The sequence below is a fragment of the Methylobacterium sp. C33D genome (assembly GCF_053345825.1).
The window spans coordinates 110,043-132,984 of record NZ_JBKFAV010000010.1; the positions used below are offsets into that span (position 1 = coordinate 110,043).

The following is a 22,942-nucleotide window of genomic DNA, read 5'->3' on the forward strand; positions in this document are numbered from 1 at the left end:
ACGATGCTGGTCGCGGTCCTGATAGCAAACCCGGATCGGCCGTCCATCACCGACGCGGTGCTGGCCGAGGCGCGCGCCGTGCTGCGGACGGAGCACCAGCCCCGGATCCTGCACGGCGAGGTCGCGGCCGAGCTGCTGGTTCCGGCCGAGCCCGCGGCCGCGGCGTCCCTCACCGACAGGCTGCGGACGGCGCTGGCGGGCGAGCCGATCGACGTCGCGGTGCTGCCCGCCGACGCCCACAGGCGCAAGCGCCTGTTCCTGGCCGACATGGATTCCACCATGATCGAGCAGGAATGCATCGACGAGCTCGCCGGGACGCTCGGCCTCAAGGACCACGTGGCGGCGATCACCGAGCGGGCGATGCGGGGCGAGATCGCCTTCGAGCCGGCGCTCCGCGAGCGCGTCGCGCTCCTGAAGGACATCCCGGTCGGGGCGGTCGACGGACTGATCGCCGGGCACCTGACCCTGACCCCGGGCGGCCGCACGCTGGTGCGGACGATGCGGGCGCACGGCGCCCGGACCTGCCTGGTCTCCGGGGGCTTCACGCTGTTCACCGGCCCGATCGCCGCGATGATCGGCTTCGACGAGCACCGGTCCAACGTGCTGGGCGTGGCGGACGGGCGGCTCACCGGCCGCGTGGAGGACCCGATCGTCGGGAAGGCCGAGAAGCGCGCGGCGCTGATGGCGTTGCGCAGCACGCTCGGTCTCGGTCAGGCAGACACGCTCGCCGTGGGCGACGGCGCCAACGATCTCGCCATGCTGGGCGAGGCCGGCCTCGGCGTGGCGTTCCGGGCGAAGCCCGCGGTCGCGGCCGCGGCGCATGTCCGCGTCGAGCACGGCGACCTCACCGCGCTCCTGTACCTGCAGGGCTACGCGGCGGCGGAGTTCGCGGGGTGAGTGCTCAGTGGAGCGTCCGGGTCAGAGCGACCACGGCACCCAGCACCGCCAGCGTCTGAAAGCCGATCGCGCCGACGAGCCAGCGCACCGTCTCGACCTTCGCGGAGGCGATGGCGCCCTTGACGGCTTCGATGTCGGCCTTGGTCGTGAGCCGCAGCGCCTCGATGTCGGCGTGAGTCTGGACCTTCAAGGTCTCCAGCTCGCCGCGGACAAGCCGAATATCCGCTTGCACGTCACGAATGTCGGCCTTCGTGGCGAGATTTCCGTCGAAGACATCGACCAGCGCGTCGGCCAAGCCCTCGGCCTGCTCCGGCGACAGCTTGGCCTTCTCCCGCAGCGCGCGGGCGAATTTCAGGGTGTCGAACGCAACGGCTGTCATGGGTCCAGGATCGTCCGAGCCGCACCGACTCGCGGCACCAGTGTGCCGCCCCTCGGCGCCCCGTCAATGCGAGCTCTTCGAATGCACGAAGGCCGCCGCTCCTCGCTGAGCGACGGCCTTCGATGTTGCAGATGATACCGGTTCCGGTTGATCAGGCCGGTTCCGCCGTCTTTGCGAGCGGAGCGGGCTGCCCCGACCGCAGTGTTCAACCGGAAACGGTATGATGCCGCTCAGTCGAGGCCGACGGCCACGAAGCGCACGTCGCCGGTCGCGCCCGCCACCAGCAGCAGCACCGACTTGCGCCCGTCCTTCTTGAGGGCGTCGATCCGCTTGGTCACCTCCGCGGGGGTGCTGACCGACTCCTGGCCGACCTCGACGATCACCTCGCCGGGCTGGATCCGCTTGTCGGCGGCGGTCGAGTTCGGGTCGACGCGGGTGACGACCACGCCCTTCACGGTGTCCTTGATCGCGTACTTCTTGCGCAGCTCGTCGGTCATGCCGGAGAGGTTGAGGCCCAGCGCCTGCCGGGTCGCGCTCTCCGGCTCCGGCTGGCGCAGGTTGGCGAGCTGCGGCTTGTCGCTGTCCTCCAGGCGGCCGAGGGTGACCGGCTTCGTCACCTCCTCGCCCTTGCGCATGACGACCACGTCGACCTTCTGGCCCACCGGGGTCGAGGCGACGATGCGCGGCAGGTCGCCCGAGGCCTTCACGGGCGCGCCGTTGAACTTCAGGATCACGTCGCCGACCTCGATCCCGGCGGTCTTGGCCGGTCCCTTCTCGTCGACGCCGGCCACCAGGGCGCCGCGCGCGCCGCCCTTGAGGTTGAGCGCCTCGGCGGTGGTGTCGTCCACGTTCTGGATGCGCACGCCGAGCCAGCCGCGGCGGACCTCGCCGAAGTCGCGGAGCTGGTCGATCACGGGCTTGGCCGTGCCCGACGGGACCGCGAAGCCGATGCCCACCGAGCCGCCCGTCGGCGACAGGATCGCCGTGTTGATGCCGATCACCTCGCCGTCCATGTTGAACAGCGGACCGCCGGAATTGCCCTTGTTGATGGCCGCGTCGGTCTGGATGTAGTTGTCGTAGGGTCCGGACTCGATGTTCCGGCCCCGCGCCGAGACGATGCCGGCCGAGACCGAGCCGCCGAGCCCGAACGGGTTGCCGATGGCGATGACCCAGTCGCCCGGCCGCATCTTGTCGGAATCGCCGAACGGGACGGCCTTCAGCGTGCGGTCGGCCGGGGGCTTCACCCGCAGGACCGCGAGGTCGATCTTCGAATCCTTGCCGACGATCTCGGCCTTCAGCTTCGTGCCGTCGTGCAGGATGACCTGGATGTCGTTGGCGTCGCCGATGACGTGGTTGTTCGTCACCACGAGGCCGGCGGAATCGATGATGAAGCCGGAGCCCAGGGAGTTCGACTTGCGCTGCTGGCGCGGCCCGTCGCTCTCGCCGCCGCCGCCGCGGCCGCCGCGCCGGTTGAAGAACTCCTCGAACAGGTCCTCGAACGGGGTGCCCGGGGGCACCTGCGGCCCGGCACGGCCGGCGCGGGCCTCGACGGTGGTGGACGCGGAGATGTTCACCACCGCGTCGGTGACCTGCTCGGCCAAGTCGGCGAGGGAGGCCGGCCCCTTGGCGAGGGCCGGGACCGGCAGGGCGGCCGCGACCACCGAGACGCTGACGGAGGCGCCGATCAGGATCGAGGCCATCAGGGCGCGGGCGCGGGAGCGGGGCCGCGCCCGGGCGCGGCCGAACGGCGCCTCGGGGGCGCTCGCGACGGGGTGCATGGTCGACCTCTTCAAGAACGCGTTTCCGGCCCCGCGGGCCTCGACCGATGGCCGATCGCCCGCGGGTTGTCCTGCACGATAGTCCCCGGGCGCCGGGGCGCCAACGGGCCTCCTCAGCGCGCCGTGCCGGCCGTGGAGCCGGCCGTGGCCCCGGTGGTCGACCCGGTGGTGGCGCTCGGATCGGCCGGTCCGCGCGGCCCGCGGGCCGCCGGGGCGGGTGCCCGGCCCTGCGGATCGCTGAAGAAGCGGAAGAAGTCCGTGTTCGGGCTGATCACCAGGCGGGTGTCGGATCCCTTCAGCCCGCTCTCGTAGGCCTGCATCGAGCGGTAGAAGCTGAAGAAGTCCGCGTCCTTGCCGAACGCGTCGGCGAGGATGCGGTTCTTGTCCGCGTCACCCTGTCCGCGCAGCTGCTCGGATTTCTGCGTCGCCTCGGCGAGGATCACCGTGACCTCGCGGTCGGCCTTGGCGCGGATCGTGGCGGCGATCTGGTCGCCGTTGGCGCGGATGTCGGCGGCCTCGCGCTCGCGCTCGGTCTTCATCCGCCGGTAGACGGCGGCCGAGTTCTGCGCGGGCAGGTCGACGCGGGTGAGGCGCAGGTCGACGATCTCGATGCCGAGCGCCTTGGCCTGCCGGTTCACGTCCTCCTGGATCTGGTGCATCAGCTGGCCGCGATCGGTCTTCACGATGGCGTCGCGGGTCGAGCGGGCGAGCACGTTGCGCAGGCCGGAATTGGCGAAGCTCGCGAGCCGCTGGTTGGCCAGCCCGACATTGCCCACCGCCTGGTAGAAGCGCAGCGGATCGACGATCCGGTAGCGGGCGAAGGCGTCCACCTCCAGGTTCTGCCGGTCGGCGGTCAGCACCGTCTGCACCGGCAGGTCGAGGTCGAGGACGCGCTTGTCGAAGATGACCACGTTCTCCATGAACGGGACCTTGAAGTAGAGGCCGGGCTTGTCCTCGCCGGTGGCGTTGAGGACGGCGCGGACGCGGCCGAACTGCAGGACGAGGGCCTGCTGCATCTGGCCGACGGTGAAGATCGAGGCGTAGAGGCCGATCGCGACGATCGCCGCGATCGCGATCAGGCCGGTGCGGAGTGCCTGTTTCATCGGGCGGCTCCCGTCTGGGTCTGGGCGCGGGCGCCGAACTCGGAGAGCGGCAGCACCGGCAGCACGCCGGCCGCGGTCGCCGCGCCGGGCTGCGTCCCGTTCTGGTCGATGATCACCTTGTTCACGGAGCCCAGGACCTTCTCCATCGTCTCCAGGAAGATCCGCTCGCGGCTGATCGCCGGGGCGGCCTTGTAGGAGGCGTAGACCTCGCTGAAGCGCGCGGCCTGGCCGGTGGCGTCGGCGGTCGCCTTCGTCCGGTAGGCCTCGGCCTGCTGGACGATCTGGGACGCCTTACCGCGGGCCTGCGGCACTTCGCGGCTCGCGTAGGTCTTGGCCTCGTTCTGCGCCGTGTCGGCGTCCTGCTGGGCCGCGTTCACGTCGATGAAGGCGGGGCGCACCTCCGGCGGCGGGTTCACCGAGACGAGCTGCACCACCTCGATGCGCACGCCGGCGCCGTACTCGTCGAGCGCCTTCTGGACCATCTCCTTCACCTCCTGGGCGATGCTCGACTGCTCGTTGGTGAGGATCGCCTGGATGTTGCGGCGGCCGATCACCTCGCGCATCGCGCTCTCGGAGATCGCCTTGATGGTGCCCTCCGGGTTCTGGAGGTTGAACACGAAGTCGGAGGCCTTCAGCGGGTTGACCCGCCACTGCACCTCGAAGTCGAGATCGACGATGTTCTCGTCACCGGTGAGCATCAGGCTCTCGTCCGGCACGTCGCGGGTGCGGCCCTGGCCGTTCGGGCCGGAGCGGAAGCCGATCTGGATCGAGTTCTGGGAGCCGACATCCGGCTTCACCACCCCGCCGATCGGATAGGGGAAGTTGTAGCGCAGGCCCTCGCCCTTGGTGCCGACGTAGCGGCCGAAGATCGTCTCGATGCCGACCTGGCGGGGGTAGACGGTGTAGAAGCCGGTGGCGAGCCAGATGGCGATGGCCAGGACGGCGATCACCGCCGCGCTGCGGCCGCCGCCGACGCCGGTCGAGCCGCCGCCGCCGTAGCCGCCGCCCGAGCCGCCGCCGCCCGGGATCAGGCCGCGCAGCCGGTCCTGCCCGCGCCGGAGCAGGTCCTCGAGGTTCGGCGGCGTCTTGCCGCCGCCGCCACCGCCACCACCCCAGGGACCGCCGCCGTTGCCGCCGGGCCGGCCCCAGGGCCCCCCGCCGCCGCTCTGATTGCTCCAAGGCATCCTAGCCGTCGTCTCCTGCCTGTCCGCGCCCGGCCCACATCCCGGCCGGCGCCCCCTGCCTGAACGGCCACGCTCGCCCGCCTAGTCCCGACCATTCGGGCCGATCGCACCGCGACCGCGCCCGGCTGGAGGCCTCGAGAGCCCGCACGCGCATCTTCCCGCAGGATGTGCAGGCCCGGCGTGAGCGCGCGCACCCGACAGGCACCTGCGGGCGCACGCCCCGTGCTGTCAAGGCTGGCAGGTGGGCATGCCCGGCGCGGAACGCAAATGCGGCGGCGCGCCTCAGCGTGCGCGCTCCCAGTCGACGAAGGCGAAGGCGTGCTCGTCCCGCGGGCCGGCGGGGTGCGCCTCGCGGAACGTCTCCCGGAAGCGGGCGCGGTCGAAGGCCGGGAATCGCACGTCGCCGGCGGGCTCCGCCTCGACCTCGGTGAGGTGGAGCCGGTCGGCGTGCGGGAGCGCGAGCGCGTAGATCTCGGCGCCGCCGACCACCATCAGCTCCGCCCCGGCGGCGGCCAGCGCCGAGTCCCAGTCGTGGACGGTCTCGACGCCCTCGGCGCGGAAGCCCGTATCCCGGGTGAGCACCAGGGTGCGGCGCCCCGGCAGGGGCCGGCCGATCGAATCCCAGGTGCGCCGCCCCATCAGCATCGGCTTGCCCATGGTCAGGGCCTTGAAGCGCTTGAGATCGCTGGAGAGATGCCAGGCGAGCCCGTTGTCGCGGCCGATCACGCCGTTGCGGGCGACGGCGGCGACCAGGGAGACGATGGGCGAGACGGCCGGGCTCATACCGCCACCGGGGCCGCGATGGCGGGATGCGGGTCGTAATTCTCGATGGCGATGTCCTCGTACCGGAACGCGAAGAGGTCGCGCACCTCCGGGTTGAGCCGCAGCCGCGGCAGCGGGCGCGGCTCCCGGGCCAGGAGGGCGCGGGTCTGCTCCAGGTGGTTCCGGTAGAGATGGGCGTCGCCGAAGGTGTGGACGAAGTCGCCGACCCCGAGGCCGGCCACCTGGGCGATCATGTGGGTCAGGAGGGCGTAGCTCGCGATGTTGAACGGCACGCCGAGGAAGGCGTCCGCCGAGCGCTGGTAGAGCTGGCAGGAGAGCCGCCCCTCGCTGACGTAGAACTGGAACAGGCAGTGGCAGGGGGCGAGCGCCATCCGGTCGAGGTCGGCCGGGTTCCAGGCCGAGACGATCAGGCGGCGGGACTCGGGGTTGCGCCGGATCTCGTCGAGCACCCAGGCGATCTGGTCGACCGTGCCGCCGCCGGGCTTCTCCCAGGAGCGCCACTGCTTGCCGTAGACCGGGCCGAGGTCGCCGTTCGCGTCCGCCCACTCGTCCCAGATCGTCACGCCGTTCGCCTTCAGCGCGGCCACGTTGGTGTCGCCCGCCAGGAACCAGAGCAGCTCGTGGATGATCGAGCGCAGGTGCAGCCGCTTCGTGGTGACCAGCGGGAATCCCGCCGACAGGTCGAAGCGCATCTGGTGACCGAAGACCGACAGCGTGCCGGTGCCGGTGCGGTCGTCCTTGGCGACGCCCGCGTCGAGGATGCGCCGGAGCAGGTCGTGATAAGCGTCCATCGCCCATTCCTGCGCGCCGGCGCGCCGGCCGGCAAGCGCGCCGCCGCGATCTGTCCACCACCGTCGCGCCGGGCGCCGGTCCGCGGGCGGCGTCCGGCCGGCGCCCCCGGACAGGCCCTCACGCCGGCCAGAGCAGGTAGGTCACCAGGGCGAGGTTCGACCAGCCGTGCAGGGCGATGCCGGGCCAGAGCCGGCCGGTGCGCCAGCGCAGCCAGCCCAGCGCCAGGGCGAGGGGCAGCAGCGAGACCGGCCGGGCGAGCCCCCAGGACGAGATGTGGGCGGCGGCGAAGATGAGCGCGGTGACCAGGATCGCCCCGACGGGCCCCACCGTCGCCCGGGCGCGGGCGAAGGCCTCGCCGCGCAGCAGCAGCTCCTCGGCCACCGGCGCCAGGATCGCCAGGTAGGCGAGCCACGCCGCGACCGCGGCCTGGCTCATGAACGGCGACAGCCGCACGTGCTGGCCGAAGCTCGCCCCGAACAGCTCGGCCGTGCCGGTGACCCAGGCGATGTGCAGCACCGGCCAGATCAGCAGGAGGCCCAGCAGCGCGACCGGCCGCATCCCGTTCGGCCGCTCGCGGTCGAGGGCGAGGCGCCGCCGCCAGCCGTCCCGGTCGCGCCACCACGCGCCGCCGACCACCAGCGCGGCGAGATAGACCTGGCGCAGGGCGTCGATCGCGAAGGCCCGGTGGGCGAGCTCCACCGCGCCGAGGAACGGGCGCCGCTCGGGGGGCAGGAACGGGTCGATCCCGCGCCACAGGTCGAAGCCGACCCGCACCGTGGCCAGCGACAGCAGGCTCGCCGCGCCGAGATAGACGACCACGAGGGCGACCAGGGCGCCGAGCCGCCACGTCGCGGCCCAGGCCCGCGCGAGGGGCCCCGGCGCGTCGGATGCGGCGGCGCGCGACTGCGCACTTCCGGCAACAGCCTCGCCCGGAGGCTCCAAATGAGACAGCGGCGCGACACGATCGGGCTTCAAAACCGGACCGATCCCCTCTATATCTCGGGAGCCGGTCGCGAGGCCGGCTATGGCGATAAACGTTCTTCGCAATAAACCTATCGGACCCGGGGGCGGTACCCGGCGCCTCCACCCGAGCCCAGGACATGCTGCCGCAAGGGGCGTGATCGGAACCGGGGCTTCGGCGGGGGCGAAATAGGATCGACGAGGGCGTAAAGGTTGAGCTTTCGCTCGGCATGGTTCCGCCGTTATCGGGCCTTTGCAATAGTTGCCAACGACAACTTTGCTCCGGTGGCGGTGGCCGCGTAAGCGGTCCCCAATATCGACCTGAAGTCCTAGCGGGTAGCTCCGCATAGGCGGGGTTCGGAGGCGCCTGGCAACAGAAGCCTCCACTTCAGTCCTCGGTCCGGCCATCCGCGGCGGGGCGCCGGGTAGACCGGGCGAGAGCGCGACCGCAGATGGCAGACGACCTGATCCGCTACGACCTCCTGGTACAGGACGCCCTGCGCGGCGTGGTGCGCAAGGTCCTGACCGACGCGGCCCGCGAGGGGCTGATGGGCGAGCACCATTTCTACGTCTCGTTCCGGACGGAGGCCCCCGGCGTGCGGATGTCGCAGGCCCTGCGCGAGAAGTACCCGCAGGACATGACGATCGTCCTGCAGCACCAGTTCTGGGACCTCAACGTCACCGAGCACGCCTTCGAGGTCGGCCTGTCCTTCTCGGGCGTGCCGGAGCGCCTGCTGGTGCCGTTCGACGCCCTGTCGGGCTTCTTCGACCCCTCCGTGCAGTTCGGCCTGAAGTTCGACCTCAGCGAGGCCGGCGAGACCCCCGAGGAGGCCAACGCCGCCCCGGCCAAGCCCGGCCCCCGCGGCGCCGGCTCGGAACCGGGCGAGGTGCGGCCCAAGAGCGCCGGGCTCGCCACGATCGGCGCGGGCGCGCCGAAGGGGCTGCCCGCGCCCGCGGCCGCGGGCGAGAAGGACGCCGGCAAGGCCGACGACAAGGCCCCCCGCCCCGCCGCCAAGAAGGAGGGCGAGGAGGCCGGCGCCGAGGTCGTGAGCCTGGACGCCTTCCGCAAGAAGAGCTGAGATCGCCCCTGGCCGACTCGACGGCCGGGGGGTTCGAGCGGTGGACGACACGGTCGCGCAGCCGATTCTGTCGGCGAGTGAGCGGAAGCATCGCGCCAAGCGCTTCAACGAGGGTCTCAAGCTAGCCGCGACCCTGCTGAACTCGTCAGCCATCGCGACGATCGGCATCGCGGTCATCAATCCCCTCGCCCAGCGGCATCTCGATCTGGTCGCCGATGGCGGCTGGACTTTGCTGATCGCGGCTGTCGTCCTACATCTCATGGGTCAGATCATGATCAGATTCCTGCGTCCGGAGGATTGATCGCATGACCCAAGCTTATGCCAACCAGATCCTCGCGCTGGCCCTCGCCATGTCGGCGACGATCTTCGTCGGTGTCTGGATCGCGAGCCGGATCTACGACCGCAACACGCGCAGGCTCGAGGCGCGTCGGGGCGACTAGCCCCGCGCCGCCGCCCCCATCCGCAAGCCGTGCTCCGGCCGGAGCGTCACCCGGTGGAGCGGCGTGACCGGCGGGTGATCCGCCGGCATCCGGAAGCGCACCGCCCGGACCACGTGGGCCAGCACGATCACCGCCTCCTGGATCGAGAAGCTCTGGCCGATGCAGACCCGCGGACCGGCCCCGAACGGCAGGTAGGCGAAGCGCGGGATCGCGTCCCGGTTCTCGGGCAGGAACCGCTCCGGCACGAAGGCCTCCGGGTCGTCCCAGAGCCGCTGGTGGCGGTGGAGCACCCAGGGCGCCACCATCACCAGCGAGCCACGCGGCACCTTGATCCGGCCGAGCCGGTCGTCGCGGACCGCCTGCCGGCTGAGGAACGGCACCGGCGGGAACAGCCGCATCGCCTCCTCGATCACCGCCCGGGTGAAGGGCAGGCGCTCGACGGCGAAATCCCCCGGCCCGGCCGCGTCGACCTCGGCCTCGACCCGCGCCTGCGCGGCGGGATCCTGCGACAGGCAGTAGAGCGCCCAGGTCAGGGAATTGGCCGTGGTCTCGTGGCCGGCGGCGATGAAGGTGACGATGTTGGCCTTCACGGCGAGGTCCGAGAGCCCGTTGCCGGTCTCGGGATCCTGCGCGGCGAGCAGCAGCGTCAGCAGGTCCCGCGGCGCCTCGCCCCGCCCCATCAGAGCCTTGCGCCGGGCGATGAGTTCGTCGACGACCTCGGCGAAGAAGCGCCCCGCGGGCCGCGCCCGCAGGCGGCCGATCCGCGGCACGAAGTCGGGCACGCCGAACACGTCGAGGGGGTCGATCGGCCCGACGGCCTCGAGGAAGCGCGTGATGGCGCGGCCCAGGGCGTCGGGATCGCTCGGCAACCCCTGCGTGAAGATCGTCCGCTCCAGCACGTCGAGGGTGACGCGGGTCATCTCCAGGGCGACGTCGACCGGCTTGCCGTCGCGGCGGACGAGGCGGCGGCCGAGCCGCGCCCCGGCGGCGTTCATCGCGTCGGAGAAGCCCTGGACCGTGCGGGCGTTGAAGATCGGCGCCAGCGTCCGGCGCTGGAGGCGCCACTCGTCGCCCTCGGCGCTGAGCAGGCCGTTGCCGAGCCCCGGGGCCAGGACCCGGCGCTGGAGGTCGTCCTTGCGGTAGCCGTCGGGGTTCTCGATCAGCAGGTAGCGGATCAGCGCCGGGTCGCTCACCAGGGTGATCCGGCCCATCGCGCCCTCGGCCGCCACGACCGGCAGCTTGAAATGCGCGTCCATCCAGGTCGTGATCGGGTTCTTCCGCGCCGCCCGCAGGAACTCGAACAGGCCGAGCGGCTCCTTCAGCGGAGGCGGCACGGTCGGGCGGAACCGGGTGGCGGGCTCGGGCAGGTCGATCGTGGCGGTCATCGGCTCCCAGTTCGGCTTCATGGTCCGGCGGGAACAGAGCCCCGCCCTTGTCGGCGCGGCGGGAAAACCGGCATCGCGATTCACCCGCACCTCATTTAAGTAGGCACCGCACTGCACCAGACGTAGAGGCCACGATGTCGCCCACCGAGACCGCCACCCGCACCGAGTCCGACACCTTCGGTCCGATCGAGGTCCCGGCGCATCGCTACTGGGGCGCGCAGACGCAGCGCTCGATCCAGAACTTCAAGATCGGTACCGACCGGATGCCGGCGCCGCTCGTCCACGCCCTCGGCGTCGTGAAGCAGGCCGCCGCCCTGGTGAACAAGGATCTCGGCGCCCTCGACCCGAAGCTCGCCGACGCCATCGCGGCCTCGGCCGCCGAGGTCGTGGAGGGCCGCTACGACGACGAGTTCCCGCTCGTCATCTACCAGACCGGCTCGGGCACCCAGTCGAACATGAACGCCAACGAGGTGATCGCGAGCCTCGCCAACGAGCGGCTCGGCGGCCAGCGCGGCGGCAAGGCGCCGGTCCACCCGAACGACCATTGCAACCGCGGCCAGTCCTCCAACGACACCTTCCCCACCGCCATGCACATCGCGGTGGCGCGGGAGATCCAGGGCCGCCTGCTGCCGGCGCTCTCCCACCTCCACGCCGCCCTCGACGCCAAGGCCAAGGAATTCGAGTCGATCGTCAAGATCGGCCGCACCCACCTGCAGGACGCGACGCCGGTCTCCCTCGGCCAGGAATTCTCCGGCTACGTCGCGCAGGTCGCCCTCGGCGGCTCGCGGGTCGCCGCGACCCTGCCGGGCGTTCTGGCGCTCGCCCAGGGCGGCACGGCGGTCGGCACCGGCCTCAACGCCCATCCGGAATTCGCCGAGCGCTTCGCCGCCAAGGTCGCCGAGCTGACCGGCCTGCCCTTCACCTCCGCCGAGAACAAGTTCGAGGCGCTCGCGACCCACGACGCCCTGGTGTTCACGCAGGGCGCCCTCTCGGCGCTCGCCGCCGGCCTGTTCAAGATCGCCCAGGACATCCGCTTCCTCGGCTCGGGCCCGCGCTCCGGCCTCGGCGAGCTGTCGCTCCCCGAGAACGAGCCCGGCTCCTCGATCATGCCCGGCAAGGTCAACCCGACCCAGTGCGAGGCCCTGACGATGGTCTGCGCCCAGGTGATCGGCAACGGGACCACGGTGAGCTTCGCCGGCTCCCAGGGCAATTTCGAGCTCAACGTGTTCAAGCCGGTGATCGCCAACGCGGTGCTGCAATCGGTCCGGCTGCTCGCCGACGCGGCGGTGAGCTTCACCGACAACTGCGTCGTCGGCATCAAGGCCAACGAGGACAAGATCGCCGACCTGATGAGCCGCTCGCTCATGCTGGTGACCGCGCTCGCCCCCTCGATCGGCTACGACAAGGCCGCCGAGATCGCCAAGACCGCGCACAAGAACGGCACGACCCTCAAGGAGGAGGCGCTGCGCCTCGGCTACGTGACCGAGGCGGAGTTCGAGCGCGTGGTCCGGCCGGAGACCATGCTGGCCCCCAGCGCCGACTGATTCGTCTGAGACTCGCCGGCGCGGTCCGCCCGCGCCGGCCGCGGGACACCGGGAGGCGATCCATGGCCGAGATCATCAACCTGCGTCAGGTCCGCAAGGCGAAGGCCCGGGCCGAGGCCGACACGAAGGCCGAGTCCAACCGCATCGCCTTCGGGCAGCCCAAGAAGGCCAGGACGCTCCAGCAGCGCCGCAAGGCCCTGGAGACCGAGCGCCACGAGGGCCACCGCCTCGAGCGGGGCGAGCCCGATCCGGCAGACTGAGAGCAGATCCGGATGCGGCAGCCCCACCGTCCTCGCGCGGCCGATCGCGCATGAGCCCGGGCATCACCAAGCGCTCCGTGATGATCGCCGGCCACCGGACCAGCGTGTCCCTGGAGGACCCGTTCTGGGCGGCCCTGCGGTCGATCGCGGAGGCGCGGGGCCAGTCGGTCCAGGCCCTCATCGGGCACATCGACGCCGGCCGCGACGGCCAGAACCTGTCCTCGGCGATCCGCGTGTTCGTGCTGGAGGCCGTCCGCGCGATGCCGGAAACGTGAGCGCCGCGCGCCCTGGCCGGTTTCCCGATCCCGAATAGGTTGTGACGGTCGCGTGACAAATCCACGCAGAAGGAGACCCCATGGCCAACCGAGAGCCGCTGCTCAAGACCATCCCGATCGCGGAGCTGCGCCCGACTCAGATGACGGTGGGCTACCGGGAAGTGGCGGAGAAGCGGCGGCGCTGGCGGGAGTACGACGGCGAGAAGAAGAAGGAATTCCTCGGCGCCCACATGATCCCGACGCTGCTCGGGCCGAAGAAGCGCCACTACATCATCGACCACCACCACCTGTCCCGCGCCCTGCACGAGGAGGGCGTCGAGAGCGTGCTCGTCACTGTGGTGGCCGACCTGCACTACCTCGACAAGGACGCGTTCTGGACGGTCTGCGACCACAAGTCCTGGACCCACCCCTACGACGCCGACGGCGTGCGCAAGCACTTCGACGACATCCCGAAATCGATCGACGCCCTGGTGGACGACCCCTATCGCAGCCTCGCCGGCGAACTGCGCCGGGCCGGCGGCTTCGCGAAGGACACGACGCCGTTCAGCGAGTTTCTCTGGGCCGACTTCCTGCGGCGGAACATCAAGGAGAAGCGGATCGAGAACGATTTCTCCTCGGCCCTGGAGCGGGCGATGTCGCTGGCCAAGTCCAAGGACGCCGACTACCTGCCGGGCTGGTGCGGGCCGGTGACCCGCCAGGTCCGCTGAGCGCCGATGACGCGCCCGGCGTCGCCTAGATCCCCCAGTAGGGCGCCGCGTCGTAGTAGCGGTGGATCTGCTCCTCCCAGGCGCCGTCCGCGGCCGGATCGGTGCCCTCGGGCGTGCGGGCGGGGGCGGCGCGCAGCTGCGCCTCGGTGATGTCGACCACGTACGCGTCCTGCTGCGGCTCGAACCGCAGCACCGACCAGGGCAGCGTGTAGAAGTCCTCGCCGAGGCCCAGGAATCCGCCGAAGCTCATCACCGCGTAGGCGACCCGGCCGGAGACCTTGTCGAGCATCAGCCGCTCGATCCGTCCGACCCGGGTCCCGTCGGGCCGGCGGACATCCGTCCCGACGACCCGATCGCTCGCGATCAGGCGGCGGGGTGACCGGTCGCTGGGGCTCGCCGCGGCGGTCTGACCGCTCGCCGATCCCGTCTCCGTGGCCGTCATCGCCGACTCCCGACCGTTTCCGCGCCCCGCGCGCCGTCTGCCCGAAAAACGCCCCGCCCCTGGGCCACGTTCCGGCGGGTGCCCGCGCCCGCCCTCTCCAGCCGGACGAACAGCCCCCGCATGCCGATGCCGCGTTTCGCCCAGAGCCTCGCGCTCGCCGCCCTGCTCCTGCCCGCCGCCGCGCAGGCCCAGGACCGCGGCAGCGTCAATCCGAAGCCGCTGCCGCCCCTGGAGCACCCGGACGCGCCCTCGACGCCCGCCAAGGCCCTGTTCGGACGGGTCGCCAAGGCGTCCGCCGGACCGGCCCACATCTACGGCTTCTACGCCAAGGGCTGCTTCGCCGGCGGCGAGGCGCTGCCGCTCGACGGGCCGAACTGGCAGGTCATGCGCCCGTCCCGCAACCGCATGTGGGGCACGCCCTACCTCGTCGACTTCATCGAGCGGCTGTCGCAGAAGGCCGCCCGGGTCGGCTGGCCCGGCCTGCTCGTGGGCGACATGGCCCAGCCCCGGGGCGGCCCGATGATCACCGGCCACGCCTCGCACCAGATCGGCATCGACGCCGATGTCTGGCTGACCCCGATGCCCGACCACCGCATGAGCCGGGCGGAGCGCGAGGAGACCTCGGCCACCGACATGGTCCGCCGCGACCGCCTCGACATCGATCCCGAGGTCTGGACGCCGACGCACCTGCAGCTGATCAAGCTCACCGCCGAGCAGCCGGAGGTGGAGCGCATCTTCGTCAACGCGGCGATCAAGAAGGCCCTCTGCCGCGACGCCGCGGGCAGCCGCTGGATGTCCAAGGTGCGCCCGATGTACGGGCACAATTACCACTACCATATCCGGCTCGCCTGCCCGGCCGGCCAGGAGGATTGCCAGCCCCAGGGCGCGCCGCCGCCGGGCGACGGCTGCGACGACCTCGGCTACTGGTTCTCGGACGCGGTGCTCCACCCGAAGCCCCCGAAGACGCCGCCGAAGCCCAAGCCGGCCATGACCATGGCGGCGCTGCCCGCCGCCTGCCGGGCGGTGCTGAAGGCGCCTTAGGCCGGAGCCGCGGCTACGCATCCGCCCGGTTGCCGCGGGTGGGCGACGGGATCGCGGCGGCCCGTCGCCGGCCGGGCCGCTCGGCGCACCGGCCCCGATGTGCTAACGGCCCCGGATGCCCCGCTGGCTCTTCATCCTCCTCGCGACCGCCCTCGCGCTCTCGGTCCTCGGCAGCGTGCTGATCGTGCTGCGCAGCCCGAACAGCACGCCGCCCCTGCGGGGCGCCGCCGCCGGCGCCCCGGTCACGGGCCCGCAGACGGGTCCGCAGACGCGGCCGGACAGCCGCAGCCCGTGAGGCCCAGGCGGCGCCGCCCCGGCCGGGGCCTGCGGGCGGCGGACCGCCGGAGCAGCGTTCGGCGCCCGCGATCCGCGAACCGCGCCGCGAGAGACTGGACCGCGCGGGCAAATTCCGGCTTGTTGCCCCGCGAGACGCTGGTCGGATGGCCGACCGGCGCGGCGTTGTGAGGGGCTGATCCGGATGGAGACGGGCGGGAGCGCCACGAGCCACGTGCCGGACGACCTGAAGGCGGGATCGCACCGGGGCGATCCCTTCGCGGCCGCCGTGCGGGCGACCCGCATGCCGATGATCATCACCGATCCGGCCCAGCACGACAATCCGATCGTCTTCGTGAACGAGGCGTTCCTGAAGCTGACCGGCTACACCCGGATGGAGGTGGTCGGCCGCAATTGCCGCTTCCTGCAGGGGCCCGACACGGAGACGGTGGCCGTCGACCGCCTCCGCGACGCCATTCGGCGGGCGGAGGATGTCCGGGTCGACCTCCTCAACTACCGCAAGGACGGCTCGACCTTCCAGAACGCCCTCTACGTCGGGCCGGTGCGGGATGAAGAGGGCCGGGTCGTCTACTTCTTCGCCTCGCAGCTCGACGTCAGCGAGCACTACGCGCTGACCGCCGAGATCGAGCGGCTGAAGGCCGCCCTGGCGGAGGCCGAGGCCAAGCTCGCGGCCCGCTAGGCCGCCGGGGGGATCAGGGCTTCGTCAGGAACCCGATCGGCTCGCGCCCCGGCTGGCCGAGCCAGAGCAGGACCGCGCCGAGCCCGAGGCCGATCAGGGAGGCCGGCGCCAGGGTGAGCGGAAGGCCCAGGATGTGCCAGAGCCAGGGCGCCGCCCCCTCGACGCTGCCCTGCAGGGCGCCGGCCTTGTCCTTGAACAGGGTGGCGATCACGTCGGAGAGCGGCGTCACCCGCAGCCCGTTGTTGGCGACGGAGCGGGCGCCGTCGTAGACCAGCGCGACGAAGCCGCCGGCCATCAGCAGGAAGCCCAGGACGCGGGCCAGGAAGCGGAACATCGCGGGGCCTTCTGAGCCTTACGGGCCTTGGGAGGCGGAGCGGCGCGCCCGGGCGCGCCCGCCCCGGGAGTATGGGGCCGCGCCGCAAGGTGCAAGCGCCCGGCACGAGCGTCGATCCGCGCGGTTGCCGGTCCTTCGGGCCCGTGCCACAGGGTCGGCGGGCGGCGGCGGGCCGTGCGGGAACGGTCGACCTTGGACGCGCGCGCGACGACTCTCGGCCTCGTGATCTTCGATTGCGACGGCGTCCTGGTGGACAGCGAGCCCCTGAGCCTCGCCTGCCTGACGGCCGGGCTCAACCGGATCGGCGCGGACATCGACTTCGCCACCGTGCGGGCGCGCTTCACCGGCACCGCGATGCCCTCGATCATGGCGCACGTCGCCCGCGACTACGGCGTCACCGCGCCCGACGGCTTCGTCGAGGCGGTGAAGGCCGAGACCCTGGCGCTGTTCGACGCGGAGCTGCGGGCGATGCGCGGCGTCGCCGAGGCGGTCGGCGCCGTCGGCCTGCCGGTCTGCGTCGCGTCGAGCAGCGACCCGGTGCGGCTGCGCCACTCCCTGACGCTGACCGGGCTGCTGCCCCTGTTCGGCGACCACGTCTTCTCCTCGGCGCAGGTGGCGCGGGGCAAGCCCTTCCCCGACCTGTTCCTGTTCGCCGCCGCGCGGATGGGCGTCGCACCGGCGGCCTGCCTCGTGATCGAGGACAGCGTCCCCGGCGTCACGGCGGCCCGGAGCGCCGGCATGCGGGTCGCGGGCTTCACCGGCGGCGGCCACTGGGGGCACGACCCGGCGGGCGCCGCGCTCGCGCAGGCCGGCGCGGCCCCGATCTTCTCGGACTTCTCGGACCTCGCCGCGGTGATCGCGGCGGCCTGAACGATCCGCCTCTCGGACGCGCGGCCGGAACCGGCTTCCTGCCAGGCGGGCCCTCGAAATCGGAAGTCCGTTCCGTTGACGGTGCGCGGCGCCACGCCCATTTTCAGGGTGCCGGTTCGGCCGAGCCCCTCGGGCGCTCGACGGGACCGGCCGCGGTCCTTTGAGAAGCGTAGCTTGCGCCGCGTGATCAAACGCTAAAGCACTGCGCCGGCCCCGCGCCGCGCGGTCCTTCAGTCTGGAGGACGTCCGATGGTCACTCGCACATCGTCCCTTCGATCCCTGCTCCCGCTCGCACCCCGCTGCCCCGCCGCCCGCCGGCGCTGTCGACGCTGAAACCCGTCGATTCTCAGCAGCAGCCACCGCGATCCGGCACGGCGACGAGCCGGCCCAGGGAGTTCCCAATCCGATGCACAGTCACGCAGAGTCCATGCCCGGCGACCGTCCCGACCTCGCGGATCCGGCCATCGGGCCGGCCGAACCCGCCCGGGTGATCGAGATCGGTGAGATCACCGCCGGGATCGCCGTCCCCGAGGGCCGCGGCGTCCGGTTCTTCTCGTCGGCGCGCGATTTCGACGGGCTCGACGGCGCCGTGTTCCGCACGGCCGAGCAGGCGACCCGCGCCGCCCGCGCCCGCATGAGTGCCCGCATGAGTGCCCGGTCCCCCGACCGGGCGCACCGGTCCGCGCTGCGGCGGGCCTGACCCGCCCGCTACTTGCTGCACTCGTCCCGGGTGCGCTTCATGGCCTCTGCGAACCCGCCGAGCGCGTACTCGTCGCTCGTCGGGTTCCCGCGCAGCGAGGTGGTCTTGATGATCAGCTTCGGGTTGCGGGCGCTCATCTCGGAGACGACCCGCGCCTCCTCGGCGGGGTTCTGCAGCCAGGCATTGCCGTCCTTCACCACGAGGCCGTAGCGGCTGGCGCCCAGGTTGAGGCTCGGGTCGGTCGGCGCGGCCGCGGAGCCGGGCTTGACCTGGGAGGCCGCGGGCTTCGACGGGAAGCCCAGCATCACCGCCACCTCGTTCTGGATGTTCTCGCCCTTGCGGACGCTCACGAACAGGTAGGCGGTGTCGCGCTTCAGGGTCTTGGGCGAGCGCGTCTGCGGCTGCGCGATCGCGTAGCAGAGCTTGTTGCGGCCGTCGCCGTTCACGAACACGTTCCAGTCGCCGAAGATCGCCACCGGGGTGGCCTGCTGCATGCCCGGCGGGGTCGCGGTCTTCTTCTCGGCGCGCTTGCTCCGCTCGCGGCCGTGCCGCCGCACGCGCCGCGACGGGGCCGCGTCGCCGCCCCCCGCGTCCGGGGCCGCCGCCGCGTCCTGGGCGTGGGCCGCCGTCGCGACCAGGCAGGTCCCGCCGAGGACGCCTCCGACGAGGCCGGTGACCAGCCCGGAGGCGAGCAGGGCGAGAGCTCCGACCGGGAGCGAGCGGGGAACGCGGACCATCTTCACTTCCTGACGACGGGCGGCTCCGTCAGGAGCCGGACCGGGGTTCGGGATTAGTGAAGCTTGCGTAAAACGTCGGCAAGATGGCGAGGCGGGATCCGTCGACAATCAGACGGCGCGCGCTTCCGTCGCCAGGGCCGCGATGACGCCGGCCGGAACCGGCAGCGGCTCGACAGCCGGGCCGGCGGGCACCGCGATCGCGTTCGGCTGGACCGGCGCGGCGCGCTTGCGGGGCGGGTCGTTGTAGGGGGTGTTGTAGCCCTTGCGCACGGCGGCCCAGTAGGCCTCGCGCGTCAGGCCCGAACCGGTCAGGGCGGCGTCGATCATCGCCGTGGCGTGCGCCGCGAAATCCGGCACCTCCTCCGTGTTCAGCCAACTCTCGACAGGCATCCTGCGAACTCCGATCCAGACGGCGAAGCTTGTAGCTGAGCGGACTTAGCCAGACGGTGAACGCGCGGGCGGGACGAGGGTTGCAATGCACAATTTCGAACGGTCCTGTGGATGAGCGGTCGTGACCATCCATCTCCCGGCCCGCCCTACGCCCGGTGAACGACTACGGTGAACCCGTCCTCCGGCGCCGGCGGCACGACGTGGCGGCCGAACAGGTCGAATTCCGCGTCCGTCACCGTGGAGGGATGGGCGCCCGCGGCGCTCCGGAGGCGGGCTCTGCAGACCGCGTCGGCCACGTCGCGGACGCCGATCTCGGGCGCGGCTCCGTGAATCGACGCGGTCGTGCCCCCTCCGCCATCCGCCGGGCGACGCCGGTCCCCGAGGGCGGGCGGCTCAGCCCAGCCGCTCGATCCAGGCCTGCGCCTGGCGCCGGACGTTGTCGGGCGCGGTGCCGCCGTAGCTGGTGCGGCTCGCCACCGAGTTCTCGACGCCCAGCACCGCGTAGACCGCCTCGGTGATCCGCGGCTCCGCCTCCTGCATCTCGGGCAGCGACAGCGCCTCGAGCCCGACGCCCTTGGCCGAGGCGACGCCGACGAGGCGGCCGGTGACGTGGTGCGCCTGCCGGAACGGCAGGCCGAGCTCGCGCACCAGCCAGTCGGCGAGGTCGGTGGCGGTGGCGTAGCCGGAGCCGGCGGCGCGGCCGAGCACCTCGGCGTTGGGCTCCAGGTCCTTCACCATGCCGGTCATGGCGGCGAGGCACAGGGACAGGGCCTGGAGGGCGTCGAACGTGCCCTCCTTGTCCTCCTGCATGTCCTTCGAGTAGGCGAGCGGCAGGCCCTTCATGACGACGAGCAGGCCGGTCAGCGCGCCGATGATCCGGCCGCTCTTGGCCCGCACCAGCTCGGCGGCGTCGGGGTTGCGCTTCTGCGGCATGATCGACGAGCCGGTGGTGAAGCCGTCCGACAGCCGCACGAAGTTGAACTGGGCCGAGGTCCAGACCACCAGTTCCTCGGCGAAGCGCGACAGGTGCACGGCGCAGATCGAGGCCGCGGCGAGCGCCTCCAGGGCGAAGTCGCGGTCGGCGACCGAGTCGAGGGAGTTGGCGGTCGGCCGGTCGAAACCGAGCGCCGCCGCGGTGGCGTGCCGGTCGATCGGGAAGGAGGTGCCGGCGAGCGCGGCGGCGCCGAGCGGGCACTCGTTGAGCCGCGCCCTCGCGTCGCGGAACCGCCCGCGGTCGCGGGCCAGCATCTCGACATAGGCGAGGCAGTGGTGGCCGAAGGTCACCGGCTGGGCCGACTGGAGATGGGTGAAGCCCGGCATCACGGTGCCGGCGTGCTTCAGCGCCGCCTGGCTGAGGGCGCGCTGCAGGTCGGCGGCCTGCTGGTCGAGGGAGTCGAGGGTGTCGCGCACCCACAGCTTCATGTCGGTGGCGACCTGGTCGTTGCGCGAGCGCGCCGTGTGCAGGCGCCCGGCGGCCGGGCCGACGATCTCGGTCAGCCGGCTCTCGACGGACATGTGGATGTCCTCGAGCTCGCGCTTGAACGCGAAGGTGCCGCCCTCGATCTCGTCGCGCACGGACTTGAGCCCGGCCTCGATCGCGGCCACATCCTCCGCCGGCAGGATGCCGGCCTGGCCCAGCATCGCCACATGCGCCAGCGAGCCGCGGATATCCTGGGGCGCGAGGCGCTTGTCGAACCCGATGGAGGCGTTGATCTCCTCCATGATCTCCGCCGGGCCGCTCGCGAAGCGGCCGCCCCACATCCGGTTGCTCATGTCGATCCTTCCGCGCCCTGACCGTCCCGAGGCCCGAGCCTGATGCCCGGCCGCACGCCCATCCTGGCCGGCGCGGGCGTCGCCGCGCTCGCCGTCCTCGGCCTCGCCCTATACGGGAGCGGTCTCCTGCCCGGCAACACGGGCGGCGCCCTTCAGCCCTGCGCCGCCGCCGAGCCGGCGCTCGCCCGGGTCGACGCGGCCGCGAAGGGCGAGGTCGCCGCCATGCAGGCCCCGCCGCAGGCCCGGCCCGCGCCGGACATCCGCTTCAAGGGGCCGGACGGCGCCGAGACCGGGCTGGCCGACCTCAGGGGCCGGCTGCTCCTCGTCAATCTCTGGGCGACGTGGTGCGCGCCCTGCAAGGCCGAGATGCCGGCCCTTGACCGGCTCCAGGCGCAGCTCGGCGGGCCCGACTTCCAGGTCGTCGCCATCAACGTCGACACGCGCAACCTCGAGAAGCCGCCGGAATGGCTGAAGCAGGCGGGCATCCGCGACCTCGCCTTCTACGCCGATCCCGGCGGGCGCGTGCTGCCGGTCGTCCAGCGCGACACGCAGTCGCCCGGCCTCCCGACCACGATGCTGGTGGACGCGCAGGGCTGCACGATCGGGGTGATGAAGGGGCCGGCCGCGTGGTCGAGCCCGGACGGGCTGGCGCTGATCCGCGCGGCCCTGGGTCGGACGTCGTAGGATCGTCCTCCGGGCGCTTGCGCCCCCGCGCGATGCGCGGCAAGGCCTGCCGCGATGACGTCGCCCACCCCCGAGAGCATCCCGCAGAGGCGGCGCCCGCGCCCCCTCTCGATCATCCGCACGCTGCTCGCCGGCGAGGCGGCGGGTGGCCTGATCCTGATGGCGGCGGCGGCCCTGGCGCTGGTCGTCGCCAACGGGCCGCTCGCGGGCACCTACGCGCACGCCCTCCACGCCGCCCTCGGGCCGATGAGCGTCCAGCACTGGATCAACGACGGCCTGATGGCCGGGTTCTTCCTGCTCGTCGGCCTGGAGATCAAGCGCGAGGCCCTCGACGGGCGGCTGCGCACCTGGCCCGACCGGGTCCTGCCGGGCTTCGCGGCGCTCGGCGGCATGGCGGTCCCGGCCGCGCTCTACGCGCTGGCCAATCTCGGGGCCGGCACCCTGCGGGGCTGGGCGATCCCGGCCGCCACCGACATCGCCTTCGCGCTGGGCGTCCTGGCCCTGCTCGGCTCGCGGGTGCCGGTCTCCCTCAAGATCTTCCTCAGCGCGGTCGCCATCGTCGACGACCTCGGCGCCGTGGTGGTGATCGCGCTGTTCTACAGCTCCGGCCTCGACCTCACCATGCTGGGGCTCGCCGCCCTGGTGCTGGCCGCCCTCTACGGCCTCAACCGGGCGGGGATCGGGTGGCTCCCGGCCTACGGGCTGCTCGGCCTCGTGCTCTGGGTCCTCGTGCTCCGCTCCGGGATCCACGCGACGATCGCGGGGGTGCTGCTCGCGCTCACGATCCCGATCCGGGTCAGCCCGGGCCGGCCGGAGGACGCGCACTCGCCCCTGCACCGGCTGGAGCACGCCCTCGCGCCCTGGATCACCTACGGGGTGGTCCCGGTCTTCGGCTTCGCCAATGCCGGTGTGGACCTCTCCGGTCTCACCCCCGAGGCCCTGCTCCAGCCGGTGACGCTCGGCATCGCGGCCGGGCTGTTCCTCGGCAAGCAGGCCGGCGTGTTCGCGAGCCTGCGGCTGGCGGTGGCGCTGGGATGGGCCAAGCGCCCGGCCGGGGCCGGCTGGGGGCAGGTCTACGGGGTCGCGGTCCTGTGCGGCATCGGCTTCACCATGAGCCTGTTCATCGGCGGCCTCGCCTTCCCGGACCCGCAGCACGAGACCGCCGTGAAGCTCGGCGTGCTCGCGGGCTCGGCCCTGTCGGGACTCGCCGGCGCGGCGATCCTCCTCGTGGCGAAGCGCCGCGTCGCCCCGCACTAGCGGGCGGCGCGCTTCGTCATTGCGAGCGCAGCGAAGCAATCCGGTGCAGCGGAACATCGGGAAGCGTGGCGCCGTCTGGATTGCTTCGCTCCGCTCGCAAGGACGGCGGCGCAAGGACGGCACCTCGCGCACGTGCCGGGCTCCGTCCGGCGCGAAAATGCGCTACCCCCCGTGG

At 72.3% G+C, this 22,942-nt stretch carries 29 protein-coding genes and 1 other RNA gene; 16 read left to right on the top strand and 14 right to left on the bottom strand.

Translation table 11 applies throughout. The features are described 5' to 3' along the window. Nucleotides 1-3 precede the first annotated feature (3 nt). The gene (serB, locus tag ACLBXO_RS10105; RefSeq protein WP_447685299.1) at nucleotides 4-897 is read left to right on the top strand and encodes a phosphoserine phosphatase SerB; all 894 of its coding nucleotides are present in this window, start codon (nucleotides 4-6) and stop codon (nucleotides 895-897) included. 4 nt (nucleotides 898-901) lie between these two features. Here serB and ACLBXO_RS10110 read toward each other — a convergent pair whose 3' ends face one another. From ACLBXO_RS10110 to ACLBXO_RS10140, 7 genes are all read right to left on the bottom strand, one after another. Continuing rightward, the gene (locus tag ACLBXO_RS10110) at nucleotides 902-1,276 is read right to left on the bottom strand and encodes a hypothetical protein (RefSeq protein ID WP_331313154.1); all 375 of its coding nucleotides are present in this window, start codon (nucleotides 1,274-1,276) and stop codon (nucleotides 902-904) included. Between the two features lie 230 nt (nucleotides 1,277-1,506). Continuing rightward, nucleotides 1,507-3,054, bottom strand: a complete 1,548-nt coding sequence (locus ACLBXO_RS10115; protein WP_447685300.1) for a DegQ family serine endoprotease — start codon at nucleotides 3,052-3,054, stop codon at nucleotides 1,507-1,509. A gap of 113 nt (nucleotides 3,055-3,167) precedes the next feature. Continuing rightward, entirely contained in the window at nucleotides 3,168-4,157 is a 990-nt protein-coding gene (gene hflC / locus ACLBXO_RS10120; RefSeq protein WP_447685301.1) for a protease modulator HflC, read from the bottom strand. Next, nucleotides 4,154-5,341, bottom strand: a complete 1,188-nt coding sequence (gene hflK, locus ACLBXO_RS10125; protein ID WP_447685302.1) for an FtsH protease activity modulator HflK — start codon at nucleotides 5,339-5,341, stop codon at nucleotides 4,154-4,156. Before hflK ends, hflC begins: the two co-directional genes overlap by 4 nt. A gap of 282 nt (nucleotides 5,342-5,623) precedes the next feature. After that, on the bottom strand, nucleotides 5,624-6,124 hold the full coding sequence (locus ACLBXO_RS10130) for a dihydrofolate reductase (protein WP_447685303.1): 501 nt from the start codon (nucleotides 6,122-6,124) through the stop codon (nucleotides 5,624-5,626). Beyond that, the gene (locus tag ACLBXO_RS10135) at nucleotides 6,121-6,915 is read right to left on the bottom strand and encodes a thymidylate synthase (RefSeq protein WP_447685304.1); all 795 of its coding nucleotides are present in this window, start codon (nucleotides 6,913-6,915) and stop codon (nucleotides 6,121-6,123) included. Before ACLBXO_RS10135 ends, ACLBXO_RS10130 begins: the two co-directional genes overlap by 4 nt. A 118-nt stretch (nucleotides 6,916-7,033) precedes the next feature. Then, complete coding sequence (locus ACLBXO_RS10140) at nucleotides 7,034-7,891, bottom strand: CPBP family intramembrane glutamic endopeptidase (RefSeq protein WP_447685305.1); 858 nt, start codon at nucleotides 7,889-7,891, stop codon at nucleotides 7,034-7,036. Between ACLBXO_RS10140 and ssrA the strand changes: the two genes are divergently transcribed. The 4 genes from ssrA (at nucleotide 7,883) to ACLBXO_RS10160 (ending at nucleotide 9,395) form a co-directional block, all read left to right on the top strand. After that, nucleotides 7,883-8,264, top strand: a transfer-messenger RNA (tmRNA) gene (gene ssrA / locus ACLBXO_RS10145). The two genes, ACLBXO_RS10140 and ssrA, sit on opposite strands and share 9 nt — an antisense overlap. 64 nt (nucleotides 8,265-8,328) lie before the next feature. Further along, nucleotides 8,329-8,955: an SspB family protein gene (locus ACLBXO_RS10150; RefSeq protein WP_447685306.1), complete on the top strand. Its 627-nt coding sequence runs from the start codon at nucleotides 8,329-8,331 to the stop codon at nucleotides 8,953-8,955. Nucleotides 8,956-8,995: 40 nt separating this feature from the next. Then, nucleotides 8,996-9,256, top strand: a complete 261-nt coding sequence (locus tag ACLBXO_RS10155; protein WP_331315581.1) for a hypothetical protein — start codon at nucleotides 8,996-8,998, stop codon at nucleotides 9,254-9,256. Nucleotides 9,257-9,260: 4 nt separating this feature from the next. Next, nucleotides 9,261-9,395, top strand: coding sequence for a hypothetical protein (locus tag ACLBXO_RS10160; protein WP_280142566.1), 135 nt, complete (start codon nucleotides 9,261-9,263; stop codon nucleotides 9,393-9,395). Here ACLBXO_RS10160 and ACLBXO_RS10165 read toward each other — a convergent pair. Next, nucleotides 9,392-10,780 (bottom strand): cytochrome P450, encoded by a 1,389-nt coding sequence (locus tag ACLBXO_RS10165; RefSeq protein WP_331315579.1) that lies wholly within the window; start codon nucleotides 10,778-10,780, stop codon nucleotides 9,392-9,394. The two genes, ACLBXO_RS10160 and ACLBXO_RS10165, sit on opposite strands and share 4 nt — an antisense overlap. 134 nt (nucleotides 10,781-10,914) lie before the next feature. Between ACLBXO_RS10165 and fumC the strand changes: the two genes are divergently transcribed. The 4 genes from fumC (at nucleotide 10,915) to ACLBXO_RS10185 (ending at nucleotide 13,566) form a co-directional block, all read left to right on the top strand. Continuing rightward, nucleotides 10,915-12,324, top strand: coding sequence for a class II fumarate hydratase (gene fumC, locus ACLBXO_RS10170; protein WP_447685307.1), 1,410 nt, complete (start codon nucleotides 10,915-10,917; stop codon nucleotides 12,322-12,324). Nucleotides 12,325-12,386: 62 nt separating this feature from the next. Continuing rightward, the gene (locus ACLBXO_RS10175) at nucleotides 12,387-12,584 is read left to right on the top strand and encodes a DUF4169 family protein (protein WP_056524383.1); all 198 of its coding nucleotides are present in this window, start codon (nucleotides 12,387-12,389) and stop codon (nucleotides 12,582-12,584) included. A gap of 50 nt (nucleotides 12,585-12,634) precedes the next feature. Beyond that, nucleotides 12,635-12,859, top strand: a complete 225-nt coding sequence (locus tag ACLBXO_RS10180; RefSeq protein ID WP_331315577.1) for a ribbon-helix-helix domain-containing protein — start codon at nucleotides 12,635-12,637, stop codon at nucleotides 12,857-12,859. 80 nt (nucleotides 12,860-12,939) lie between these two features. Continuing rightward, nucleotides 12,940-13,566 carry a ParB-like protein gene (locus ACLBXO_RS10185; protein WP_331315575.1) on the top strand — a complete coding sequence of 209 codons (627 nt, stop codon included), beginning with the start codon at nucleotides 12,940-12,942 and terminating at the stop codon, nucleotides 13,564-13,566. 25 nt (nucleotides 13,567-13,591) lie between these two features. Here ACLBXO_RS10185 and ACLBXO_RS10190 read toward each other — a convergent pair whose 3' ends face one another. After that, the gene (locus ACLBXO_RS10190; RefSeq protein WP_447685308.1) at nucleotides 13,592-14,008 is read right to left on the bottom strand and encodes a PRC-barrel domain-containing protein; all 417 of its coding nucleotides are present in this window, start codon (nucleotides 14,006-14,008) and stop codon (nucleotides 13,592-13,594) included. Nucleotides 14,009-14,128: 120 nt separating this feature from the next. On the opposite strand from ACLBXO_RS10190, the gene mepA reads away from it, so the two are divergent. The 3 genes from mepA to ACLBXO_RS10205 all read left to right on the top strand — a co-directional run bounded on the left by mepA (nucleotide 14,129) and on the right by ACLBXO_RS10205 (nucleotide 16,022). Further along, complete coding sequence (gene mepA / locus ACLBXO_RS10195; protein ID WP_331315572.1) at nucleotides 14,129-15,049, top strand: penicillin-insensitive murein endopeptidase; 921 nt, start codon at nucleotides 14,129-14,131, stop codon at nucleotides 15,047-15,049. A 115-nt stretch (nucleotides 15,050-15,164) separates the two neighbouring features. Next, nucleotides 15,165-15,344, top strand: a complete 180-nt coding sequence (locus ACLBXO_RS10200; RefSeq protein WP_447685309.1) for a hypothetical protein — start codon at nucleotides 15,165-15,167, stop codon at nucleotides 15,342-15,344. Nucleotides 15,345-15,527: 183 nt separating this feature from the next. Beyond that, complete coding sequence (locus ACLBXO_RS10205; RefSeq protein WP_447685310.1) at nucleotides 15,528-16,022, top strand: PAS domain-containing protein; 495 nt, start codon at nucleotides 15,528-15,530, stop codon at nucleotides 16,020-16,022. 13 nt (nucleotides 16,023-16,035) lie between these two features. Here the strand turns inward: ACLBXO_RS10205 and ACLBXO_RS10210 are convergent, their stop codons facing one another. Beyond that, on the bottom strand, nucleotides 16,036-16,356 hold the full coding sequence (locus ACLBXO_RS10210) for a PetM family of cytochrome b6f complex subunit 7 (RefSeq protein WP_331315568.1): 321 nt from the start codon (nucleotides 16,354-16,356) through the stop codon (nucleotides 16,036-16,038). A 192-nt stretch (nucleotides 16,357-16,548) separates the two neighbouring features. On the opposite strand from ACLBXO_RS10210, the gene ACLBXO_RS10215 reads away from it, so the two are divergent. Further along, entirely contained in the window at nucleotides 16,549-17,226 is a 678-nt protein-coding gene (locus ACLBXO_RS10215) for an HAD family hydrolase (protein WP_331315566.1), read from the top strand. 406 nt (nucleotides 17,227-17,632) lie between these two features. After that, nucleotides 17,633-17,926, top strand: a complete 294-nt coding sequence (locus ACLBXO_RS10220) for a hypothetical protein (RefSeq protein WP_447685311.1) — start codon at nucleotides 17,633-17,635, stop codon at nucleotides 17,924-17,926. 8 nt (nucleotides 17,927-17,934) lie between these two features. Here the strand turns inward: ACLBXO_RS10220 and ACLBXO_RS10225 are convergent, their stop codons facing one another. The 4 genes from ACLBXO_RS10225 to argH form a co-directional block, all read right to left on the bottom strand. Further along, entirely contained in the window at nucleotides 17,935-18,663 is a 729-nt protein-coding gene (locus ACLBXO_RS10225) for an invasion associated locus b family protein (RefSeq protein WP_447685312.1), read from the bottom strand. A gap of 108 nt (nucleotides 18,664-18,771) precedes the next feature. Next, nucleotides 18,772-19,053, bottom strand: coding sequence for a hypothetical protein (locus tag ACLBXO_RS10230; RefSeq protein WP_447685313.1), 282 nt, complete (start codon nucleotides 19,051-19,053; stop codon nucleotides 18,772-18,774). Between the two features lie 146 nt (nucleotides 19,054-19,199). Continuing rightward, nucleotides 19,200-19,349, bottom strand: a complete 150-nt coding sequence (locus ACLBXO_RS10235; RefSeq protein ID WP_447685314.1) for a hypothetical protein — start codon at nucleotides 19,347-19,349, stop codon at nucleotides 19,200-19,202. Nucleotides 19,350-19,446: 97 nt separating this feature from the next. Beyond that, nucleotides 19,447-20,826 carry an argininosuccinate lyase gene (gene argH, locus ACLBXO_RS10240; protein ID WP_331315028.1) on the bottom strand — a complete coding sequence of 460 codons (1,380 nt, stop codon included), beginning with the start codon at nucleotides 20,824-20,826 and terminating at the stop codon, nucleotides 19,447-19,449. 42 nt (nucleotides 20,827-20,868) lie between these two features. Here argH and tlpA point away from each other — a divergent pair, with 42 nt between their 5' ends. Both tlpA and nhaA read left to right on the top strand, forming a co-directional pair. Beyond that, nucleotides 20,869-21,510 (top strand): thiol:disulfide interchange protein TlpA, encoded by a 642-nt coding sequence (tlpA, locus tag ACLBXO_RS10245; protein WP_447685315.1) that lies wholly within the window; start codon nucleotides 20,869-20,871, stop codon nucleotides 21,508-21,510. Nucleotides 21,511-21,564: 54 nt separating this feature from the next. Then, nucleotides 21,565-22,767, top strand: a complete 1,203-nt coding sequence (gene nhaA / locus ACLBXO_RS10250) for a Na+/H+ antiporter NhaA (RefSeq protein WP_447685316.1) — start codon at nucleotides 21,565-21,567, stop codon at nucleotides 22,765-22,767. Nucleotides 22,768-22,942: the final 175 nt, after the last annotated feature.